This window comes from Limnochorda pilosa, assembly GCF_001544015.1.
In the GTDB taxonomy this organism is placed as follows: Bacteria; Bacillota; Limnochordia; order Limnochordales; family Limnochordaceae; genus Limnochorda; species Limnochorda pilosa.
Genome location: NZ_AP014924.1, coordinates 3252421 through 3269397, shown reverse-complemented (window position 1 = coordinate 3269397; position 16977 = coordinate 3252421). Strand labels below are relative to the sequence as shown.

Sequence of the window (16977 nt, the reverse complement as noted above, 5' to 3'; positions counted from 1 at the left end):
GGAGAGCGGCATGGCACGGGGAGCACGAGAGATCCGGCGGCGCATCGCGAGCGTCCGCAGCACCCAGCAGATCACCAAGGCCATGGAGATGGTGGCGGCCGCCCGGCTCCGCCGGAGCCAGGGCGCAGCCCTTTCGGCCCGCCCGTTCTCGGACAAGCTGCACCAGGTTCTGGCCCGGGCCGTGGCCGCCGTGACCCGCGGCGAGGGTCGAAGCGCGTACCACCACCCCCTGGTGGCCGAGGCCGTCCGGGAGGGGCCCGCCCTCTACGTGGCGGTCACCTCCGACCGGGGCCTGGCGGGTCCGTACAATGCCAACGTCATCCGCCGGATGCTGAGCCTGCGCCGGGAACAGCCCGAGATGGGCGTGGTGGCCGTGGGCCGCAAGGGCCGGGACGCCTTCCGGCGCCAGGGGTGGTCCCTGGAGGGTGAGTTCGTCTACCTGGGTGACGAGGTCCAGTTCACCACGGCCCGGGAGCTGGCGCGGACCGTCACCCAGGCGTTCACCGACGGCCGGTTCGCCTCGGTCCACCTGGTCTACAACCTGTTCGTGAGCACCGTCTCCCACCGCACGGTAGACGTGACGCTGCTGCCCATCGAACCCCCAGGATCGTCGCCGGGGGAAGGTTCGGAAGGGGCCGAAGCCGGGCCAGGGGGCGCGCGGGACGAGGCGGGCGGTGCGGACGAGGTGCGGGAGTACCTGTACGAACCCTCGCCCCACGCGGTGCTGGACATCCTGCTGCCGCGGTACGTGGACGTGGTCATCTACGAGGCGCTGCTGGAGGCCAAGGCCAGCGAGTTCGCCAGCCGCATGACGGCCATGCACAGCGCCTCCGAGAACGCCCAGGAGATGATCCGCGCCCTCACCCTCTCCCTCAACCGGGCCAGGCAGGCGGGGATCACCACCGAGATCACCGAGATCGTGGGCGGCGCGAACGCTCTGGCCACGGGCCAGTAAGGCGCGCCCGCCGGGCGTGTAAGGCGCTGAGGAGGAAGGTTCATGAACCTGCAGACAGAGCACGTCGGCCGGGTCACCCAGATCCTCGGGGCCGTGGTCGACGTGGAGTTCGATCCGGGGCGCTTGCCCGAGCTCTACCACGCCCTGCACGTGCTGCCCGAGGCCGAGCCCGGCAACGGCGCGCCCGCGCGACCCGAGCTGGTGCTGGAGGCGCAGCAGCACCTGGGGAACAACACGGTGCGCTGCGTGGCCATGGCCTCCACCGACGGCCTCAAGCGCGGCCAGCCGGTGCTGGACACGGGCGCGCCCATCACGGTCCCCGTGGGGCGCGAGGTGCTCGGGCGGCTCTTCAACGTGCTGGGCGAGAACATCGACGGCAAGGAGCCGGTGCAGACCCAGGAGCGCTACCCCATCCACCGGCGCCCCCCGGCGGTCGACGAGGTGACCCCGGCCAACGAGATCCTGGAGACGGGGATCAAGGTCATCGACCTCCTGGCCCCCTACCCCCGGGGCGGCAAGGTGGGTCTCTTCGGCGGCGCCGGGGTGGGGAAGACGGTGCTCATCCAGGAGCTGATCCGCAACATCGCCTACGAGCACGGCGGCTACTCGGTCTTCGCGGGCGTGGGCGAGCGCACCCGGGAGGGCACCCAGCTCTACCAGGAGATGATCGAGTCCGGCGTCATCGACAAGACGGCCATGGTCTACGGCCAGATGAACGAGCCCCCGGGCGCCCGGCTGCGCGTGGGCCTCACGGGCCTCACCCTCGCCGAGTACTTCCGGGACGTGGAAGGCCAGGACGTGCTCCTCTTCATCGACAACATCTTCCGGTTCGTGCAGGCCGGCTCCGAGGTCTCGGCCCTGCTGGGGCGGATGCCCTCGGCCGTGGGCTACCAGCCCACCCTGGCCACCGAGATGGGCCAGCTCCAGGAGCGGATCGCCACCACCAAGCGGGGATCGATCACCTCCATCCAGGCGGTCTACGTTCCCGCCGACGACTACACCGACCCGGCGCCGGCCACCACCTTCGCCCACCTGGACGCCACCACCAACCTGGAGCGGAGCATCTCCGAGCGGGGCATCTACCCGGCGGTGGACCCCCTGGCCTCCACCTCGCGGCTCCTGGCGCCTGAGCTCGTCGGCGAGGAACACTACCGGGTGGCCCGGGGCGTGCAGCAGATCCTGCAGCGCTACAAGGAGCTGCAGGACATCATCGCGATCCTGGGCATGGACGAGCTCTCCGACGAGGACAAGCTGGTGGTCAGCCGGGCCCGCAAGATCGAGCGCTTCCTCTCGCAGCCCATGTTCGTCGCCGAGCAGTTCACGGGCACGTCCGGCGTCTACGTACCGGTGCAGGAGGCGGTGCGGGGCTTCAGGGAGATCCTCGACGGCAAGCACGACGACCTGCCCGAGGTCGCCTTCTACATGGTGGGCACCATCGACGACGCGGTCGCCAAGGCGAAGGAGCTGGAGAACGCCTGATGGACCGGCTGCTTCGCGTCGAGGTGGTCACCGCCGAACGCCGGGTGCTCCAGGAGCGCGCCGAGTCGGTGATCCTGCCGGCGGCCAACGGCTACCTGGGCGTCCTGCCGGGCCACGCCCCGCTCATCGCCGGGCTCTCGGTGGGCGTCCTCCAGTTCGGCGGCTACCACGCCGAGAAGCGCCGCGTCGCGGTCAGCGGCGGCTTCGCCGAGGTGGCCGACGACCGGGTGACCGTTCTCGCCGACACCGCCGAGCTCGCGGAAGAGATCGACGTGGAGCGGGCCCGACGGGCCGCGGAGCGAGCCGAGCGCCGCCTGCGGGAGCGTCAGGCCCACGTCGACCATCACCGGGCCGAGATGGCCCTCCGCCGGGCGATCAACCGGATCAAGGCCGCGGGAGGCCGCATGTGAGCCGGCGGCCTCGCCGCCCTCCCCATGGGTTTTCCCGCAAGACCAGCACGCAGGGGTGGGGCCGGGCCCGCGGGGCGCCGGCTCCGCTCGCGCGCGCCCGGCCCGCGCCGGCCTCCGCCTTTTCCCCCGCTTCCCGCATCTCCCCGCCCCCCTGTATAAAGCGGACCTCCCCCTGGCAAGAATAGGCGCGCACGGCAGGATTTGCAGACGGAGCGATGGCCATGCACCGGCAGGTTTCCACCGTTCCGGCCGCCACGGCGCCACAGCCCGACGCGCCGAGCGCGGGCGGGGCGGTCTGGCGACGGGCGCGGGGATACGCGATCCAGGCGGTTCTGGTGACGAGCCTGATCGGCCTCCTGGCGGGGGCCGGCGGCAGGCTCGCGATGCCGCCGGGCCTCTTCGATAGAGCGATCGACGCCTTCGAGGCGTCGGACGCGCGCCTCACCCGCTACCAGCTCGGGGCAGGGGCGGCCCTGACCGCGCCCGGGCCAGGATTCGTCGGTCTGGAGCGGGTGGTGGCGCGCGCCTGGGGGGCCGCCGGGCGGGATGGCCAGGCTCCGCGGGTCAGGGCCGGTCAGGAAGGCGATCTCCTTTCGCTCACCTGGGAAGGCGGCGACGCGGTCCAGGGGTGGCGGGTGACGGCCCTGCGTGAGAACGGCGCCCCGTCGACCTTCGTCTGGCTGGGCGTCGAGGGAGCCTCCGCTGCGGGGCTGAGGCGGCAGGCGGAGCGTCTGCTCCGGGCCGCCCGTACCCTCGCCCCCTCCTCGCAGGTTTCCCTCCACGTGCACCTGGAGGGGAGCTACGACGAGGCCATGGGTCGCGCCGCCCGGGAGGCGCTGGCTGCGAGCCTGGCACGGGTGGCGGGAGAGGGTTCCCCCCTGTCGATCCGCCTGGCGAGCTCTGCGGAAGGCGCTCGCCTGGTCATCGAGACCACAGGCCTACCCGCTGCGTACCTGCCGCTGCCAACCTACTCGCAAGTGAGGTGAGCGTTGATGCGCGAGCGGCTGAAGGATCTGTGGCAGCACGCTCGGGTTCCGGCCGCGTCCGGGGTCACCCGGGTTGGATCCCTGGCACGCCGCTTCGGGCGATGGGTGGCCCGGGAGGCGGTGGCCGCCGGGCGATCGGTGCGCCGGGGCCTGGCCGGGGCGTTCAGCTGGCACGGGGGGCTCCTGGCCCTGCGCTGGACCCTCCTGCTGGCGATCGTGGCGGGGATGGGCTTCCTTCTGGGAAGGGCCCGCCCCGACGTCCTCCCAGCCATGCCCTGGGAGGTCGACCGAACGGGAAGGGTGGCTCAGGGTCTCATGCCGGTTCCATCGTCGCCGCCGGAGCCCTCCTCTCAGAGGATGGAACCTTCGGTGACCGGCCTGCCGGCGGGCGGGGCGCCGGCCCCCGCGGGGCAGCCCGTGGCGGGGAGCGCGACCGGGTCGCAAGGAGCGAGCCGGGCGGAGTCGGGAACGACGTCACAGCCCGAGACGGCGGCGCCCCGACCGCCGTCCCCGGCCCCGCGGGTCGACCTGTCGGAGTTGGCGGTCCCCGTCCAGGGAGAGCTGGGGCGCGGCTTCACGTGGTGGCGGGAGGCCTCGACGCGGGCGTGGCGTCTCCACGACGGCGTCGACCTGGTGACCTCGCCCCGCCAGCCGGTCACGGCAGCCCTCTCGGGTCGCGTGGCCCGGGTCTTCCGGTCCGGGTCGGGCGGGGTGGCAGTCTGGCTGGATCATGGCGACGGCTGGAGCACCCGGTATGGGTCCCTGAGCGAGAGCTTCGTGGTGGAGGGGCAGCAGGTCGCCCAGGGACAGGCCGTGGGCCGGGTGGGCCGCCTGGAGGATGGCGACCAGGTGGGCGTGCACCTGGCGGTCTACCACGACGGTCGCCCCGAGGATCCGCTGCGTTTCCTTCCTGCCCTCACCCCGTGAGCGCGGGGGGCCCGGTCTTCCGGCCGGGCCCCCACCCGCGGGGTTCCGCCTGGCCGGCACCCGCCACGCGGGCCCTTGAGCCCCGCCAGAGAGGGCTGTATGAGACGAATAAAGATGCAATCCGCTCGCGCCGCCCCCGTTGCCTGCCATCGCCGACGGAAACAGGCCCCAGGAGCCCTTTTCCGTCGGCGTCGCCAGCATATTCGCACCCGCCGCACATAGACATGGACCAGGAGTCGGCGAGGGGGAGCGGCGATGCGGGAGTACATCAGGAAGCGGGTCATGGAGATCAGCACGTACATCGTCGACACCAACTCGACGGTGCGGCAGGCGGCCACGGTCTTTGGGGTCAGCAAGTCGACTGTGCATAAAGATGTAACCGAGCGTCTCCCACGGGTCAACGCCGACCTGGCCTACCAGGTAAAGGGCGTGCTCGACCGGAACAAGGCCGAGCGCCACATCCGGGGCGGTGAGGCGACCCGCCAGAAGTACCGGGGCGAGCGGAAGGTCTCCTAGCACAAGGGGCGCGCTTCCGGCACGGTTCGAGACCTTTCGAGAGAGGGGAAGGAATTCCCAACCTCCGGCTCGAACTCCTGGCCAGCCCGAGGGGGGTTGGGAGGACGATCGAACGATGGCGCTCTTCAGCCGCGGCATTGGCATCGACCTCGGCACCGCGAACATCGTCGTCTTCGTGGAAGGCAAGGGTATCGTCCTGCAGGAACCGTCGGTGATCGCCGTGGAGGGGGAGGAGCGCAGCCTGGTGGCGGTGGGCGAAGAGGCCTACCGCATGGTGGGCCGCACTCCGGGGCGGTATCAGACGGTCCACCCGCTGCGCGAGGGCGTCATCGCCGATTTCGGCCTGACTCAAAGGCTGCTGGCCCATACCCTCCAACGGGTGTGCGGGCGCCACCCCCTGGTCCGGCCCGACGTGGTCGTCTGCGTTCCCGCCGGGGTGACGAGCGTGGAACGCCGAGCCGTCCTCGATGCCGTCCTGCGGGCCGGCGCCCGGAGCTGCGAGCTGATCTCCGAGCCCATGGCGGCTGCGCTGGGGGCGGGGCTGGAGGTCTCCGAGCCCCGGGGGCGCATGGTGGTCGACATCGGGGGCGGCACCACCGACGTCGCCGTCATCTCCATGGGCGGCGAGGTTGCCTCCGCCTCCATCCGCGTGGGGGGGAACACCTTCGACGCCGCCGTCGCCCGCCACGTGGATCGCACCCACAATCTCACCATAGGGCCCCGCACCGCCGAGCTCCTGAAGATCAAGGTGGGCGCGGCCCGCGCCGGCGCCGAGTCCCGGGAGCTGGAGGTCACCGGCGCCCACCGCCCCTCCGGCTTGCCCAAGAGTGCCCACGTCACCAGCGAGGCGCTCTTCCCCGCGCTGGACGAGCCCATCCAGGCCATCCTGGCGGGGATCCGGTCGGTCCTGGAGCGGACACCCGCGGAAATGGCCGCCGACATCTACGAGGATGGGATCCTCCTCACGGGCGGCGGTTCGCTCCTGCGCGACTTCCCCCAGCGGGTGTCCGAGAGCCTGGAGGTCCCGACCCGGCTTGCAGACGATCCCCTGACGTGCGTGGCCAGGGGCACCGGGCACGTGCTCGAAAGCCTCGCCAGACGGGGTCGGGCGGGGGCCGCGGTGGCGACGCGGGGCTGAACCCGCCGCGACGGCGACCCAGCCCGGCAGCGAGGGCCCGGCTTCATCCCGCCTACCGATGCCGGTCCATCCAAGCTAAAGCATCGGCACCCCCGTGCCGATGCCACCTCTAGGAACTCCCCCGAAGGGCCGGCGCGCCCCAAGCGCGTCCCAGCGGCGGCAGGCGCCGCGACCAATGGAGAAGGGCACGTGGTCACGAAGGGAGGAAGCTCGCGTGCTGCGCGGGCTGTACACGGCCGCCTCCGGCATGCTGGCCCAGGCCGCCCGCCTCGACCTGGAGGCGAACAACCTGGCCAACGCCGGAACGTCGGGATACAAGGCGGACCAGGCGGAGCTCCTGAGCTTTCCCAGCATCCTCCTCCACCGGGTGGGCGGGGTGCAGGGCGATCCTGTCCCTGCCGCCCCTGGGGGGGCACCGATCCGGACCCGTCCTGAGGGGATGGACCGGCTGCCCTTCCGGCAGGCGCCCGTGGTAGGGCCGCTGGGCACCGGTGTCTACGTGGAAGGGGTCCATACCTCCTTCCGGCAGGGGCCCCTGCACGCGACGGGCAACCCCCTGGACCTGGCCCTGGAAGGCCCGGGCTTCTTCGCGGTGGAGACCCCGGCCGGGGTGCGCTACACCCGGGCGGGAGGCTTCCGGCTGGACGCCGAGGGCTACCTGGCCGATCCGGCGGGCAACCGGGTGCTGGGAGTGGACGGGCCCGTGGCCGTGGGCCGGGGCGGAGCGGTGACCGTCACCGACGAGGGAACCGTCTTCGTGGACGGCCAGCCGGCGGGCCAGCTCGTGCTGGTGGACTTCGCCGACCCCAACGCCGAGCTGCGCAAGCAGGGTGCGAACCTGTACGGCCCCCGGCCGGGCGCGGTTCCCCAGCCGGCACCGGGCGCACGGGTGGCCCAGGGCATGCTGGAGGGCTCCGCGGTCAACGTGGTGGAGGGAATGGTGCGGCTCATCGAGCTCCAGCGGGCGTACGACGCCAGCCAGCGGGTGGTGCGCTCCTACGACGAGACGCTGGGACAGGCGGTGAACGAGCTGGCGAGGATCTGACGGGAAGGCGCGCGGCTCCCGGGAGAACCGGGGACGGGGTGGAGGCCGGACCGCACGACGGAAGCCTCTCGCCGCCGACCGATCGAGGCGGCGAACGTCCCACCGGTGATGCCCGCCTGCCTCCCACCAGGGAGGGAGAACCATGCTTCGCTCGCTCTGGACGGCTGCCTCGGGCATGTCCGGCCAGCAGTTCAACATCGACACCATCTCCAACAACCTGGCCAACGTGAACACCTCGGGCTACAAGAAGAACCGGGTGGACTTCGAGGACCTGCTCTACCAGACGGTCCGTTTCGCGGGCACGCCCGTCACCGCGGGCGCCCAGATCCCGGTGGGCATCGAGGTCGGGCACGGGGTGCGCCCCGTGGCCACCCAGAAGATCTTCACTCCCGGATCCTTCAAGCAGACCGACAACCCCCTGGACCTGGCCATCGAGGGCGACGGCTTCTTCCAGATCCTGCTGCCCGACGGCACCATCGCGTACACCCGGGACGGCGCCTTCAAGCGCGACGGCCAGGGGCGGGTGGTGACCTCCGACGGCTTCGCACTCGAGCCCGAGATCATCATCCCCGAAGATGCGGTGGAGGTGACCGTGGGCTCGGACGGGACCGTCTCGGTCCTGCTCCCGGGCGACAACGCGACCCAGGCCGTGGGCCAGATCGACCTGGTGCGCTTCGTCAACCCCGCGGGCCTGAGCAGCATGGGGCGGAACCTCTTCCAAGAGACCCAGGCCTCCGGCTTCCCCATGGTGGGCACGCCCGGGCTGGACGGCTTCGGCGGCCTCGCCCAGGGCTGGCTGGAGATGTCCAACGTCCAGGTCGTCGAGGAGATGGTCAACCTCATCATCGCCCAGCGGGCGTACGAGACCAACTCCCGGGCGATCCAGGCCTCCGACGAGATGCTGCAGACCGCCAACAACCTGAGGCGGTAAGGGGGATCCCCCGTGATTCGCCGCGTCTCCAGGATGTCTGAGCCCCTCTTCCTCCTGCTGCTGGCCCTCCTCCTGGCGGGCGGGCCCGTGGCCTGCCTCGCGGCCGCGGAGGGAGCCGATCCACCTGCCCGAGACGGAGAGGCCGGCCGGGCGGTGGTGATCCTGCCGCCCTCGGCCCAGGTGGACGGGGGGACCGTCACCCTGGGAGACGTCGCCCGGTTGGAGGGTCCCGAGGAGCTCACCCGGCGCCTGCAGGCGGTGACCGTGGGCGCGGCCGCCCCCCCGGGACGGAGCCGGTGGGTGGAGACGGCCTACCTGGCGGTCCGCCTGCGCCAGGCAGGCATCGACCCGGCGACGGTGAAGCTCGAGGGTCCGGATCGGGTGGAGCTGGTCACCGCCGCGCCCCCGGCGGAACCTGACGCAGGCCGGGCCGCGGGGGAGGCGGGCCCCGCGGTGGCCCGGGGCGAGACGGTGGTGCTGGAAGCGGTGGCCGGGCGCGTCGTGGTGCGGGTGGCGGCCCGGGTCCTGCGGCCGGGACGTGCCGGCGAGCGGGTGCTGGTGGTGAACGAAGCCAGCGGGCGTGAGGTGGAGGCGGTCGTGGTGGGCCCGGGACAGGTCCGGGCCGAGGTGCCCCTCTGAGGGCTCGGGCGGCGCGGAAGGGCGAGGAGGTGCCGCGGTGAACGGATGGCTGGGCACGGGCGCATGGAGAGCGGTGGCCCGGGTGCTGGTGGCGGTCTCGGTGGTCCTGGTCTGGCCGGCGGGAGGGGCAGACCTCGCGGGGAGGGTGGAGGCCCAGTCCCTCTGGCCCCCGGAGGAGCCGCCCACGCTCTTCACCGACCGCCGGGCGAGCCGCACGGGCGACCTGGTGACCTTGGTGATCGAGGAGCGGACCCAGGGCGAGCAGTCGGCCCAAACCAGCACTCAGAACGAGCACGCGACCGACGTGTCGGCCGGCGGCCTTCTGGCCCAGTGGCTGCCGGGCCTGGGCCTCAAGGCGGAGCAGAGCGGGCGAGGGGACGGATCGACGCGGCGAGGCAGCTCCCTGGAAGCGCGGCTCACCGCGCGGGTGGTGGAGGTGACCCCCGATGGCAACCTCCGCATCGAGGGGACCCGCGAGATCGTCATCAACGGCGAGCGCCAGAAGCTCACCCTGAGCGGCCTGGTACGGCCCGCCGACATCCGCCCCGACAACACCGTCCTCTCCAGCTACCTGGCCGACGCCCGCATCGAGCTGGAAGGCGAGGGGCCCGTGGATGCCCTCCAGCACCCGGGTCTCCTGAACGACCTTTTCAACTGGCTCTTCTGAGCCGGGGGCACCACGACGGGCAGGTACCACCGCGCGGGCGGTGACCTGCTACGGGGGTGAGCAGGGTGAAGAAGGGCTACAGGAAGGGTGGCCGCGCGAGACCGGCTGGGCGCCCCAAAGGCCTTTGGCTCCTGGGGCTGGCGGCGGCCGCGGCGCTGGCCACCGCGCCGCCGGGGTGGGCCCAGGAGGCCGATGCCCCTCCGGCTCCCCCGGCCGACCCGGTGGTGCGCATCAAGGAGCTGGTGGAGGTGGAGGGCGCCAGGCCCAACCAGCTGGTGGGCCTCGGTCTCGTGGTGGGCCTGGGCGGCACCGGGGACTCCAACCGCAGCGAGGCCAACGTGCGGATGGTGGCCAACATGCTCGAGCGGTTCGGGCTCCAGGTGGACGAAAGCGACCTGGCCCTGCGGAACGTGGCCGCCGTCACCGTGACCGCCGAGCTGCCCCCCTTCGCCCGGCCCGGTAGCGCGTTGGACGTCACCGTCGCCTCCTTCGGCGACGCCAAGAGCCTGGCGGGCGGCGTGCTGCTCCAGACCCCCCTGCGGGGCGCGGACGGGCAGGTGTACGGGGTGGCCCAGGGGTCCCTCACCCTCGGCGGGCAGGCGAGCCGCTACGCCCGGCGCGAGGCGGTTCACCCGCTGGTCGCGGTCATCCCCGGCGGCGCCCGGGTGGAGCGGGCCGTCCCGGGCGCCGAGGTGCCGCAGGAGCTGCGGCTGCTGCTTCGCAGCCCCGACTTCGTCACGGCGAGCCGCATGGTCGAGGTCATCGACGCCGCGTTCGGCTCGGGAACCGCCGTCGCCGAGGATGGCGGCAGCCTCCTCCTGCAGCCGCCGCCCCCGATGGCGGGCCAGCCGGTCGACTTCCTCCGGCAGGTGCTGGAGCTGACCCTGGTGCCTGACACCGACGGCCGGGTGGTGGTCGACGAGCGGACGGGAACAGTGGTCATCGGGCACCGGGTGCGCATCTCCTCGGTGGCCGTGGCGCACCAGGGCATCCAGGTGCAGGTGGGACCGTCCCTCCTGGGTGGCGCGGGACGGGAGCCGACCGAACCGGTGACGCTCCTGCCCGCGGGCAGCACGGTGGAGGAGCTGGTGGCCGCCCTGAACGCCGCGGGAGCAGGCCCGGACGACCTGGTCGCGATCCTCCGGGCGGTGGCCCAGGCGGGCGCGCTCCACGGTCGGCTGGAGGTGCGCTGACGTGGATCCGCTCAGCCCGCTTCCAGCACCCCTGGAAGGATGGACGCCCGCCGTCCCGGGCGCGGGCCGAAACCTTCCCCGCAACCTGCAAGAGGCCGAGGCGGCGGCGCGCGAGATCGAGACTCTTTTCCTGCAGGAGCTCCTGAAGAGCCTCGAGAGCAGCCTTCCCAGTGGGAGCCTCCTGGGCGGGGGCGCCTCCCCCATCCGGGCGGGCATGGTGCGGGAGGAGCTGGCGCGCTTCCTGGCGCGCCAGGGCGGCATCGGGCTGGCGGAGAGTATCCTCGAGAGCCTCCGGTCCCGGGAGTCCCATCCCCAGGAGGAGACCGGCGACACCCCCGAGAATGAGTAAAAAAGCCTTTTGAAGCCAACGCGCCCTGACGGGCGCCGGGCAGGGAGCGTGGTTGGCACGTGGCGGTTCCGGAGGCCCGCGGGGCGCGGGGTACGGTGGGGCGCAGGCGGGTAACCGGCCTCGTCCTCCTGCTCCTCGGCGTCTGGGCGGTCGCTCATGCCTGGGCAAGCGGGCCCCCCCTCGACGCGGGGGACCCCGGCGGCCCCAGGATCGTGACCTCCCGGGAGATCTGGATCGCCCGGGGCGTCCGCTTCGGCCTGCTGACCCTCGACACGGGCGCCGGGCTCGCACGCGCCCAGGTCCTGCGGGTGGATACCCGCCTCGCGGGCGTGGAGGTCCGTCCCGCCCTGGCGGGCGCGACCCTGGGCGCGCGGGCCACGGTGGGCGACCAGGTGCGCCGGGCGGAGGCCCTGGCCGGGGTGAACGGCACCTACTACGGCTCCAGCGGGCGGCCCTTGGGCCTGCTGATCCTCGACGGCTCCATGGTGAGCGAGCCGGTCTGGCGTCGCACCTCGCTCTTCTTCGCCCGGGGTTCCGGCGGCGAGCCCCGCTGGTGGATCGGGCCCGGAACCTTTGCCGGCCAGGTGAGCGGGCAAGGCCAGGTCAGGCTTCTGGACGGGGTGAACCGCCGGCCGGGACCGTCGGAGCTCGTGGTCTACACCCCTGTCTACGGGCCCTCCACCGAGACCGCCGGGGAGGCGACGGCCTGGGCGGTGGTGGAGGGCAAGGTGGTGGCCGCCGTGGCGGGGGGCGACCTACCCATCCCTCCGGACGGGTACGTGGTCGCCGCCGGCCCCCGGGCCTGGCCGCCCTGGCCCGTCGAGACGGGCATCCCGCTGGAAGCCTCGTGGGGTCTGGCCGAGCCGCCCCCCATTGGGCCCGTGGAGTGGGCCGTTGGGGGAGGCCCCCGCCTCCTGAGGGAGGGCGCGGTGGAGGTGACGGCCGACCTCGAGCGGTTCCAGCCCGACGTCGCGCTGGGCCGGGCGCCGCGTACCGCCGCGGGGGTGGACGCGCAGGGCCGGCTGATCCTGCTGACGGTCAACGGCCGCCAGGCGTCCAGCGTCGGGCTGACCCTGACCGAGACGGCCCACGTCATGGCCAGCCTGGGGTCCGTGGACGCTCTGAACCTGGACGGCGGAGGCTCCAGCACCATGGTGCTCCGCGGGGATCTGTTCAATCTTCCGTCCGATGGGCGGGAGCGGACCGTGGGGAACGCGCTCCTGGTCTTCTCCAGCCGCTGAGCCCCGCCTCCCGGACCTGAGGGAGAGGCCTGGATGCAGCTTCTCAGCAGAGTCGCACGCCTTCGTCTCACGTGGGTGACCGCCGCGCTCGCGCTGCTCCTGGCGGCCCCGCCCGCCCTGGCCGCGCGCGCCTGGCCCGCGGGCCTGGAAGGCCGGGTCCTGCCGGTGGAGGAAGTCCGGCCCGGCATGCGGGGCACCGGCTACACGGTGGTCCAGGGCCAGCAGGTGGAGCCCTTCGACGTCACCTTCCTGGGCGTCCTGCCCGGCGTCGGCCCGGCAGGCGACCTGCTGCTGGTGGAGACCTCGGGCCCCCTGATCGACCTCACGGGCGGGATCGTGGCAGGGATGAGCGGCAGCCCGGTCTACGTGGACGGGCGGCTTGTGGGCGCCATCGGCTTCGGCTTCAGCTACGCGGACCACCGGGTGGGGATGGTGACCCCCATCGCCGACATGGTGGAGGTGCTCGATCGCATCGAGGAGCCCGAGGCGGCGGGTGCACCCGCCGAGACCCCCGACATGGATGGGCTCCGGCCGCAGGCGGAACCGCCCCGGCGGGTCGCCTTCGCAGCCGACGCTCGGCAGGCGGAGACCCTGGCCCGAAGGGTGCCCGAGGAGACCGCGGTGATGGTCCCGCTGGCCACGCCCCTGATGGCGGCTGGCTTCGGCCCCCGAACCCTGGGGCTCCTCTCCCGCTGGGTGGGCCGCCTGCCGGCGGGTCCTTTCCTCACCGTGCCCACCGGCTCGGCCCCAAAGGTGACCGGCGCGGCGGGCGGGGTGGAGCGGCTGCAGCCGGGCAGCGCGTTCGGGGTGCAGCTCCTGAGGGGGGACGTGGATCTCTCCGCCCTGGGCACGGTGACCTGGACCGACGGCCAGCGCTTCCTCGGCTTCGGTCACCCCTTCCTCAGCCGGGGTTCGGTGGCTTTCGCGGCCACGGGCGCGGATATCCTGCGCACCGTCACCAGCGTGGAGATGCCCTTCAAGCTCGGCGCGGCCACGGATGTGGTGGGCACCCTCTCCCAGGACCGGTCCGCCGCCGTGGGGGGGAGGCTGGGCCAGCCGCCCGCGATGGTGGACGTGGACGTGGACGTGGTCGACCTGGACCGGCCCCGCGAGGGCGAAGGCCGGCGGTTCCGTTTCGAGTCCGTGGAAGACCCCTGGTTGATGCCCGATCTGGTGGCCATCGGCGTGCTCCAGGCCTTCGACCGGGGTATCGACCGGATCGGCCCCGGAACCGCCCGGATCCGCTTCAGCCTGGAGGCGGACGGGCTCAACGAGCCCCTGGTGCGCGACAACATGTTCTTTTCCGAGTCCGACGTCTCGGCCCGGGCGCTGGCCGAGATGATGGAGGGCGTCCGCCTCCTGGCGTCCAACCCATTCCAGGAGACCCGCCTCCGCCGGGTGGAAGTGACCGCCCGGATCACCCCCGAGCCCCAGACGGCCCAGATCGTCTCGGTGAACCCCGAAACGAAGCGGGCTCGACCCGGGGAGTCGCTGATGATCGAAGTCGAGCTCCAGACCTATCGGGGCCCCAGGGAGAAGAAGATGGTCCGGCTCACGGTCCCGCCCTCCACCCCCGAAGGGAAGGTCCAGGTGACGGTGCGGGGCGGCTACTACACGGGCCCGTCGCAGGTGGTGCCGCCTGAGATCCTGTCCGGCCAGGAGGCCGCCCCGCCGGCGGAGGGCGAGGAGGCCGAGCCCCTGCCCGAAGGGGCGAGCCTGGAGGACATCCTGGAGACGTTCCGCACCCGCGAGCGGAACTACGAACTGGTGGCCGAGTTCTACCCGCCGTACGCGCCCCTCCCGGCAGACGAGCGGGTTCCGGCGGACCTTGGGCCCGCAGCGCCCGACGCGGGGACCGAGGCGCCCCCGGGCCATCCCAGCCCCAAGGAGCCCGCTCCCGCCGAAGGCGAGGCTCCTCCCGAGGAGACCAAGCCGGTCCAGGCGCGATTGGCCACCGACTACGTCATCCGCGGGTCCGGCCAGTTCGAGCTGGAGATCCTGGCCCCCGCGCCCCCCACCCCCGAGCCGGACGACTCCCAGAAAAGGGACGGCCCGGGGGGCACCGGGCTTCCATCCGGATCCTGACGGCGAGGACAGGAATTGCCGGCCCTTTTCCGGAAGGATGGGTCCGGTCCGCCACGAAAGTGTTGGCTTGGCAGACCGCCCGAGGGAGACGGCAGGCCTGACGGACCAGGTCGGTGGAAGACGCAGCTCCGGGCGCAGCAGCGACCGACGAGTGGGGGCGTTGACGTGCGAGGGGAACGATACGGCACGATTCGGTTCCTGGTGATCCTCACGTGGCTTCTGGGACTGGTGGCGACGACCGCTCTCCCGATGGCAGCGCAGGAGAAGGGAGCGGACCAGCCCACGGTCCAGTCCATCGCCGTGCGGGGGAACCGGCAGATCCCGGCGGAGCGCATCCTGGACGCGATCACTGCGACCCGCATCGGCCGCCCCATCAACCCCGACGACCTCCAGAAGGATGCTCAGTCCATCCTGGACCTGGGCACCTTCGACAGCGTCACCTTCCAGGTGCCCACGGTGCCCGGCGGGGTCCAGGTGGTCTTCGTGGTGAAGGAGCTCCCGGTGCTGAAGCAGGTGGTGCTGAAGGGCCTGGAGGGCCAGGACAGCCAGGCGCTCCTGGCCGAAGCGGGGCTCGAGACGGGGAAGGTCATCGACCTGAACCAGGTGCGGAGCGCCCTCTCCACCATCCAGTACCAGGTGCTCCAGAAGGACGGCCTCCTGGTCCGCCCCAACCAGACCCCCGCCTGGGACGAGGAGGGGACCCTCACCCTCTTCTTCGCCCCCGTCAAGCTCCACGCGATCCGCACCGAGGGGAACGAGAAGACCCGGGACTTCGTGATCCTGCGGGAGATGCGGATCGAGCCGGGTGAGCCCATCGACCTGAACAAGGTGGACCGGGGCCTGCGGGACGTGCTCCAGCTGGGCTTCTTCGACCAGGTGAGCCGGAGCTTCGAGGAGACCGGCGACCCCGAGACCCTGGACCTGGTGGTGCACGTGACGGAGCGGAAGACGGGCACGGCCAGCCTGGGCGTCACCTGGAGCAGCGCGGGCGGCCTGGGAGGCTACGTGGACGTCTCCGAGGCCAACTTCCTGGGCCGGGGCCAGGAGGCGGGGGTGAAGGTGCAGGTAGGCGCCAAGTCCACCGAGTACGAGCTCCGCTTCCGGGAGCCCTACCTCACGGCGAGTGGCCTCTCCCTGGGGGTCAGCCTCTTCAACCGGAACCAACTGGAGGAGAGCGACGGCTGGTACCACGACCTGGGCACCAGCGTCAGCCTGGGCCACCCGGTGGGGGGCTACAGCCGCCTCATCGGCACCTTCTCCCTGGACAACCGGACGTACGACCAGCCCGATGAGGCAACCGACCGGGTCGACAGCAGCAACCGCTCCTTCGAGCTGGCCCTGGCCACCAACACCACCGACCACCCCTTCTTCCCGACCCAGGGTTACCGGAACCGGGCGTCGGTCACCCTGGGCGGCGGGCTTCTGGGCGGCGACTGGGACTACCAGATCTACCAGGAGACCTACAGCCGCTACCTCAAGGTGGGCCGCTCCAACCAGACCCTGGCCTTCCGCATCGACGCGGGGGTCCTGGAGGGCAACGCCCGCAGCAGCGAGAAGTTCCAGGTCGGCGGCTCCGAGTCGCTCCGGGGGTACGACTACACCAAGTTCACCGACGGCACCCGGAAGCTGGTGGCCAACCTGGAGTACCGCTTCCCCATCGCGGACCAGGTGCAGGGCGTGGTCTTCGTCGACTCGGGACGGGCCTGGCGGGAGGACGAGACGGTGCGGTTGAGCGACATGGCCACGGGTTACGGGCTGGGCGTCCGCCTGAACACGCCCATCGGCATCCTGCGGCTGGACTACGGCATGAGCCGCACCGAGCCGGGCAAGCCGTACATCAGCTTCGGGCAGACCTTCTAGCCGGGGTGCCCGGCGTCCGGCACCAGAGGAGGGTGCGAGGTGGCAGGCAGAGGAGGGCGGGGCGGGAGGCACCGGGTGCACGCCGCCCGGCGCGCGGGGCTGGCGTCGATCCTGGCGGCGGTCCTTCTCCTCGTCCCGCAGGCCGCGGGGGCGCAGGAAGAGGCGCCTCGCGTGGGCTACGTGGACGTGCAGCTGATCCGCAGCCAGTACCTGGCGCCGAACCTCGAGGGCGCCATGGCGGAGCTGGACCGGACGCGCACCGCCCTTCAGGACGAGTTCGATCAGAAGAGCGCCTCCCTGGACGACCAGGAGAAGCAGGCCCTTTTCGACGAGTACCAGAAGCGCCTGGACGCGAGCGCCCAGGAGCTTCGCCGGCTTCAGGCGGAGTTCGAGGCCAGGGTGCTGGAGGCCATCGCCGCCGTGGCCGGGGAGCAGGGTGTGGAGATCGTCCTGCAGAAGGAGGTCGTCCTCCACGGCGGCGTGGATCTGACCGCTTCTGTCCTCAGGCGCCTGGGGGTGCAGACGAATCCCTCCGGGGGAAGCTAGAATAGGGGAG

Annotated in this window: 17 protein-coding genes; all 17 read left to right on the top strand. The window is 72.2% G+C overall.

Annotation, left to right across the window (positions count from 1 at the left end; genetic code table 11):
• Nucleotides 1-10: 10 nt before the first annotated feature.
• A complete protein-coding gene (atpG, locus tag LIP_RS14525; RefSeq protein WP_068139965.1) occupies nucleotides 11-955 on the top strand; it encodes an ATP synthase F1 subunit gamma in 945 nt (314 codons plus the stop codon).
• Nucleotides 956-997: 42 nt separating this feature from the next.
• Nucleotides 998-2434 (top strand): F0F1 ATP synthase subunit beta, encoded by a 1437-nt coding sequence (atpD, locus tag LIP_RS14520; protein ID WP_068139960.1) that lies wholly within the window; start codon nucleotides 998-1000, stop codon nucleotides 2432-2434.
• Nucleotides 2434-2844 carry a F0F1 ATP synthase subunit epsilon gene (locus LIP_RS14515; RefSeq protein WP_068139957.1) on the top strand — a complete coding sequence of 137 codons (411 nt, stop codon included), beginning with the start codon at nucleotides 2434-2436 and terminating at the stop codon, nucleotides 2842-2844. The genes atpD and LIP_RS14515 overlap by 1 nt, the downstream gene beginning before the upstream one ends.
• A 221-nt stretch (nucleotides 2845-3065) precedes the next feature.
• Nucleotides 3066-3830 carry a hypothetical protein gene (locus tag LIP_RS14510; RefSeq protein ID WP_144440526.1) on the top strand — a complete coding sequence of 255 codons (765 nt, stop codon included), beginning with the start codon at nucleotides 3066-3068 and terminating at the stop codon, nucleotides 3828-3830.
• Nucleotides 3831-3836: 6 nt separating this feature from the next.
• The gene (locus LIP_RS14505; RefSeq protein ID WP_068139952.1) at nucleotides 3837-4757 is read left to right on the top strand and encodes a M23 family metallopeptidase; all 921 of its coding nucleotides are present in this window, start codon (nucleotides 3837-3839) and stop codon (nucleotides 4755-4757) included.
• A gap of 255 nt (nucleotides 4758-5012) precedes the next feature.
• Nucleotides 5013-5273 (top strand): sporulation transcriptional regulator SpoIIID, encoded by a 261-nt coding sequence (gene spoIIID, locus LIP_RS14500; RefSeq protein WP_068139949.1) that lies wholly within the window; start codon nucleotides 5013-5015, stop codon nucleotides 5271-5273.
• A gap of 115 nt (nucleotides 5274-5388) precedes the next feature.
• A complete protein-coding gene (gene mreB / locus LIP_RS14495) occupies nucleotides 5389-6411 on the top strand; it encodes a rod shape-determining protein (protein WP_068139946.1) in 1023 nt (340 codons plus the stop codon).
• A 214-nt stretch (nucleotides 6412-6625) separates the two neighbouring features.
• On the top strand, nucleotides 6626-7456 hold the full coding sequence (gene flgF / locus LIP_RS14490) for a flagellar basal-body rod protein FlgF (protein WP_068139944.1): 831 nt from the start codon (nucleotides 6626-6628) through the stop codon (nucleotides 7454-7456).
• 142 nt (nucleotides 7457-7598) lie between these two features.
• Nucleotides 7599-8387 (top strand): flagellar basal-body rod protein FlgG, encoded by a 789-nt coding sequence (gene flgG, locus LIP_RS14485; RefSeq protein ID WP_068139942.1) that lies wholly within the window; start codon nucleotides 7599-7601, stop codon nucleotides 8385-8387.
• Nucleotides 8388-8399: 12 nt separating this feature from the next.
• Entirely contained in the window at nucleotides 8400-9026 is a 627-nt protein-coding gene (locus LIP_RS14480; RefSeq protein WP_144440525.1) for a flagella basal body P-ring formation protein FlgA, read from the top strand.
• Between the two features lie 37 nt (nucleotides 9027-9063).
• Nucleotides 9064-9693, top strand: a complete 630-nt coding sequence (locus LIP_RS14475) for a flagellar basal body L-ring protein FlgH (RefSeq protein WP_068139935.1) — start codon at nucleotides 9064-9066, stop codon at nucleotides 9691-9693.
• A gap of 65 nt (nucleotides 9694-9758) precedes the next feature.
• The gene (locus LIP_RS14470) at nucleotides 9759-10886 is read left to right on the top strand and encodes a flagellar basal body P-ring protein FlgI (protein ID WP_068139933.1); all 1128 of its coding nucleotides are present in this window, start codon (nucleotides 9759-9761) and stop codon (nucleotides 10884-10886) included.
• 1 nt (nucleotide 10887) lies between these two features.
• Nucleotides 10888-11235 (top strand): hypothetical protein, encoded by a 348-nt coding sequence (locus tag LIP_RS14465; RefSeq protein ID WP_068139931.1) that lies wholly within the window; start codon nucleotides 10888-10890, stop codon nucleotides 11233-11235.
• 59 nt (nucleotides 11236-11294) lie between these two features.
• Complete coding sequence (locus tag LIP_RS14460; RefSeq protein WP_068139928.1) at nucleotides 11295-12476, top strand: phosphodiester glycosidase family protein; 1182 nt, start codon at nucleotides 11295-11297, stop codon at nucleotides 12474-12476.
• Nucleotides 12477-12509: 33 nt separating this feature from the next.
• Nucleotides 12510-14561, top strand: coding sequence for a SpoIVB peptidase S55 domain-containing protein (locus tag LIP_RS14455; protein WP_068139925.1), 2052 nt, complete (start codon nucleotides 12510-12512; stop codon nucleotides 14559-14561).
• Between the two features lie 165 nt (nucleotides 14562-14726).
• The gene (locus LIP_RS14450) at nucleotides 14727-16421 is read left to right on the top strand and encodes a BamA/OMP85 family outer membrane protein (protein WP_068139921.1); all 1695 of its coding nucleotides are present in this window, start codon (nucleotides 14727-14729) and stop codon (nucleotides 16419-16421) included.
• Nucleotides 16422-16460: 39 nt separating this feature from the next.
• Nucleotides 16461-16967 carry an OmpH family outer membrane protein gene (locus tag LIP_RS14445; protein WP_082726394.1) on the top strand — a complete coding sequence of 169 codons (507 nt, stop codon included), beginning with the start codon at nucleotides 16461-16463 and terminating at the stop codon, nucleotides 16965-16967.
• The last annotated feature ends 10 nt before the right edge of the window (nucleotides 16968-16977 follow it).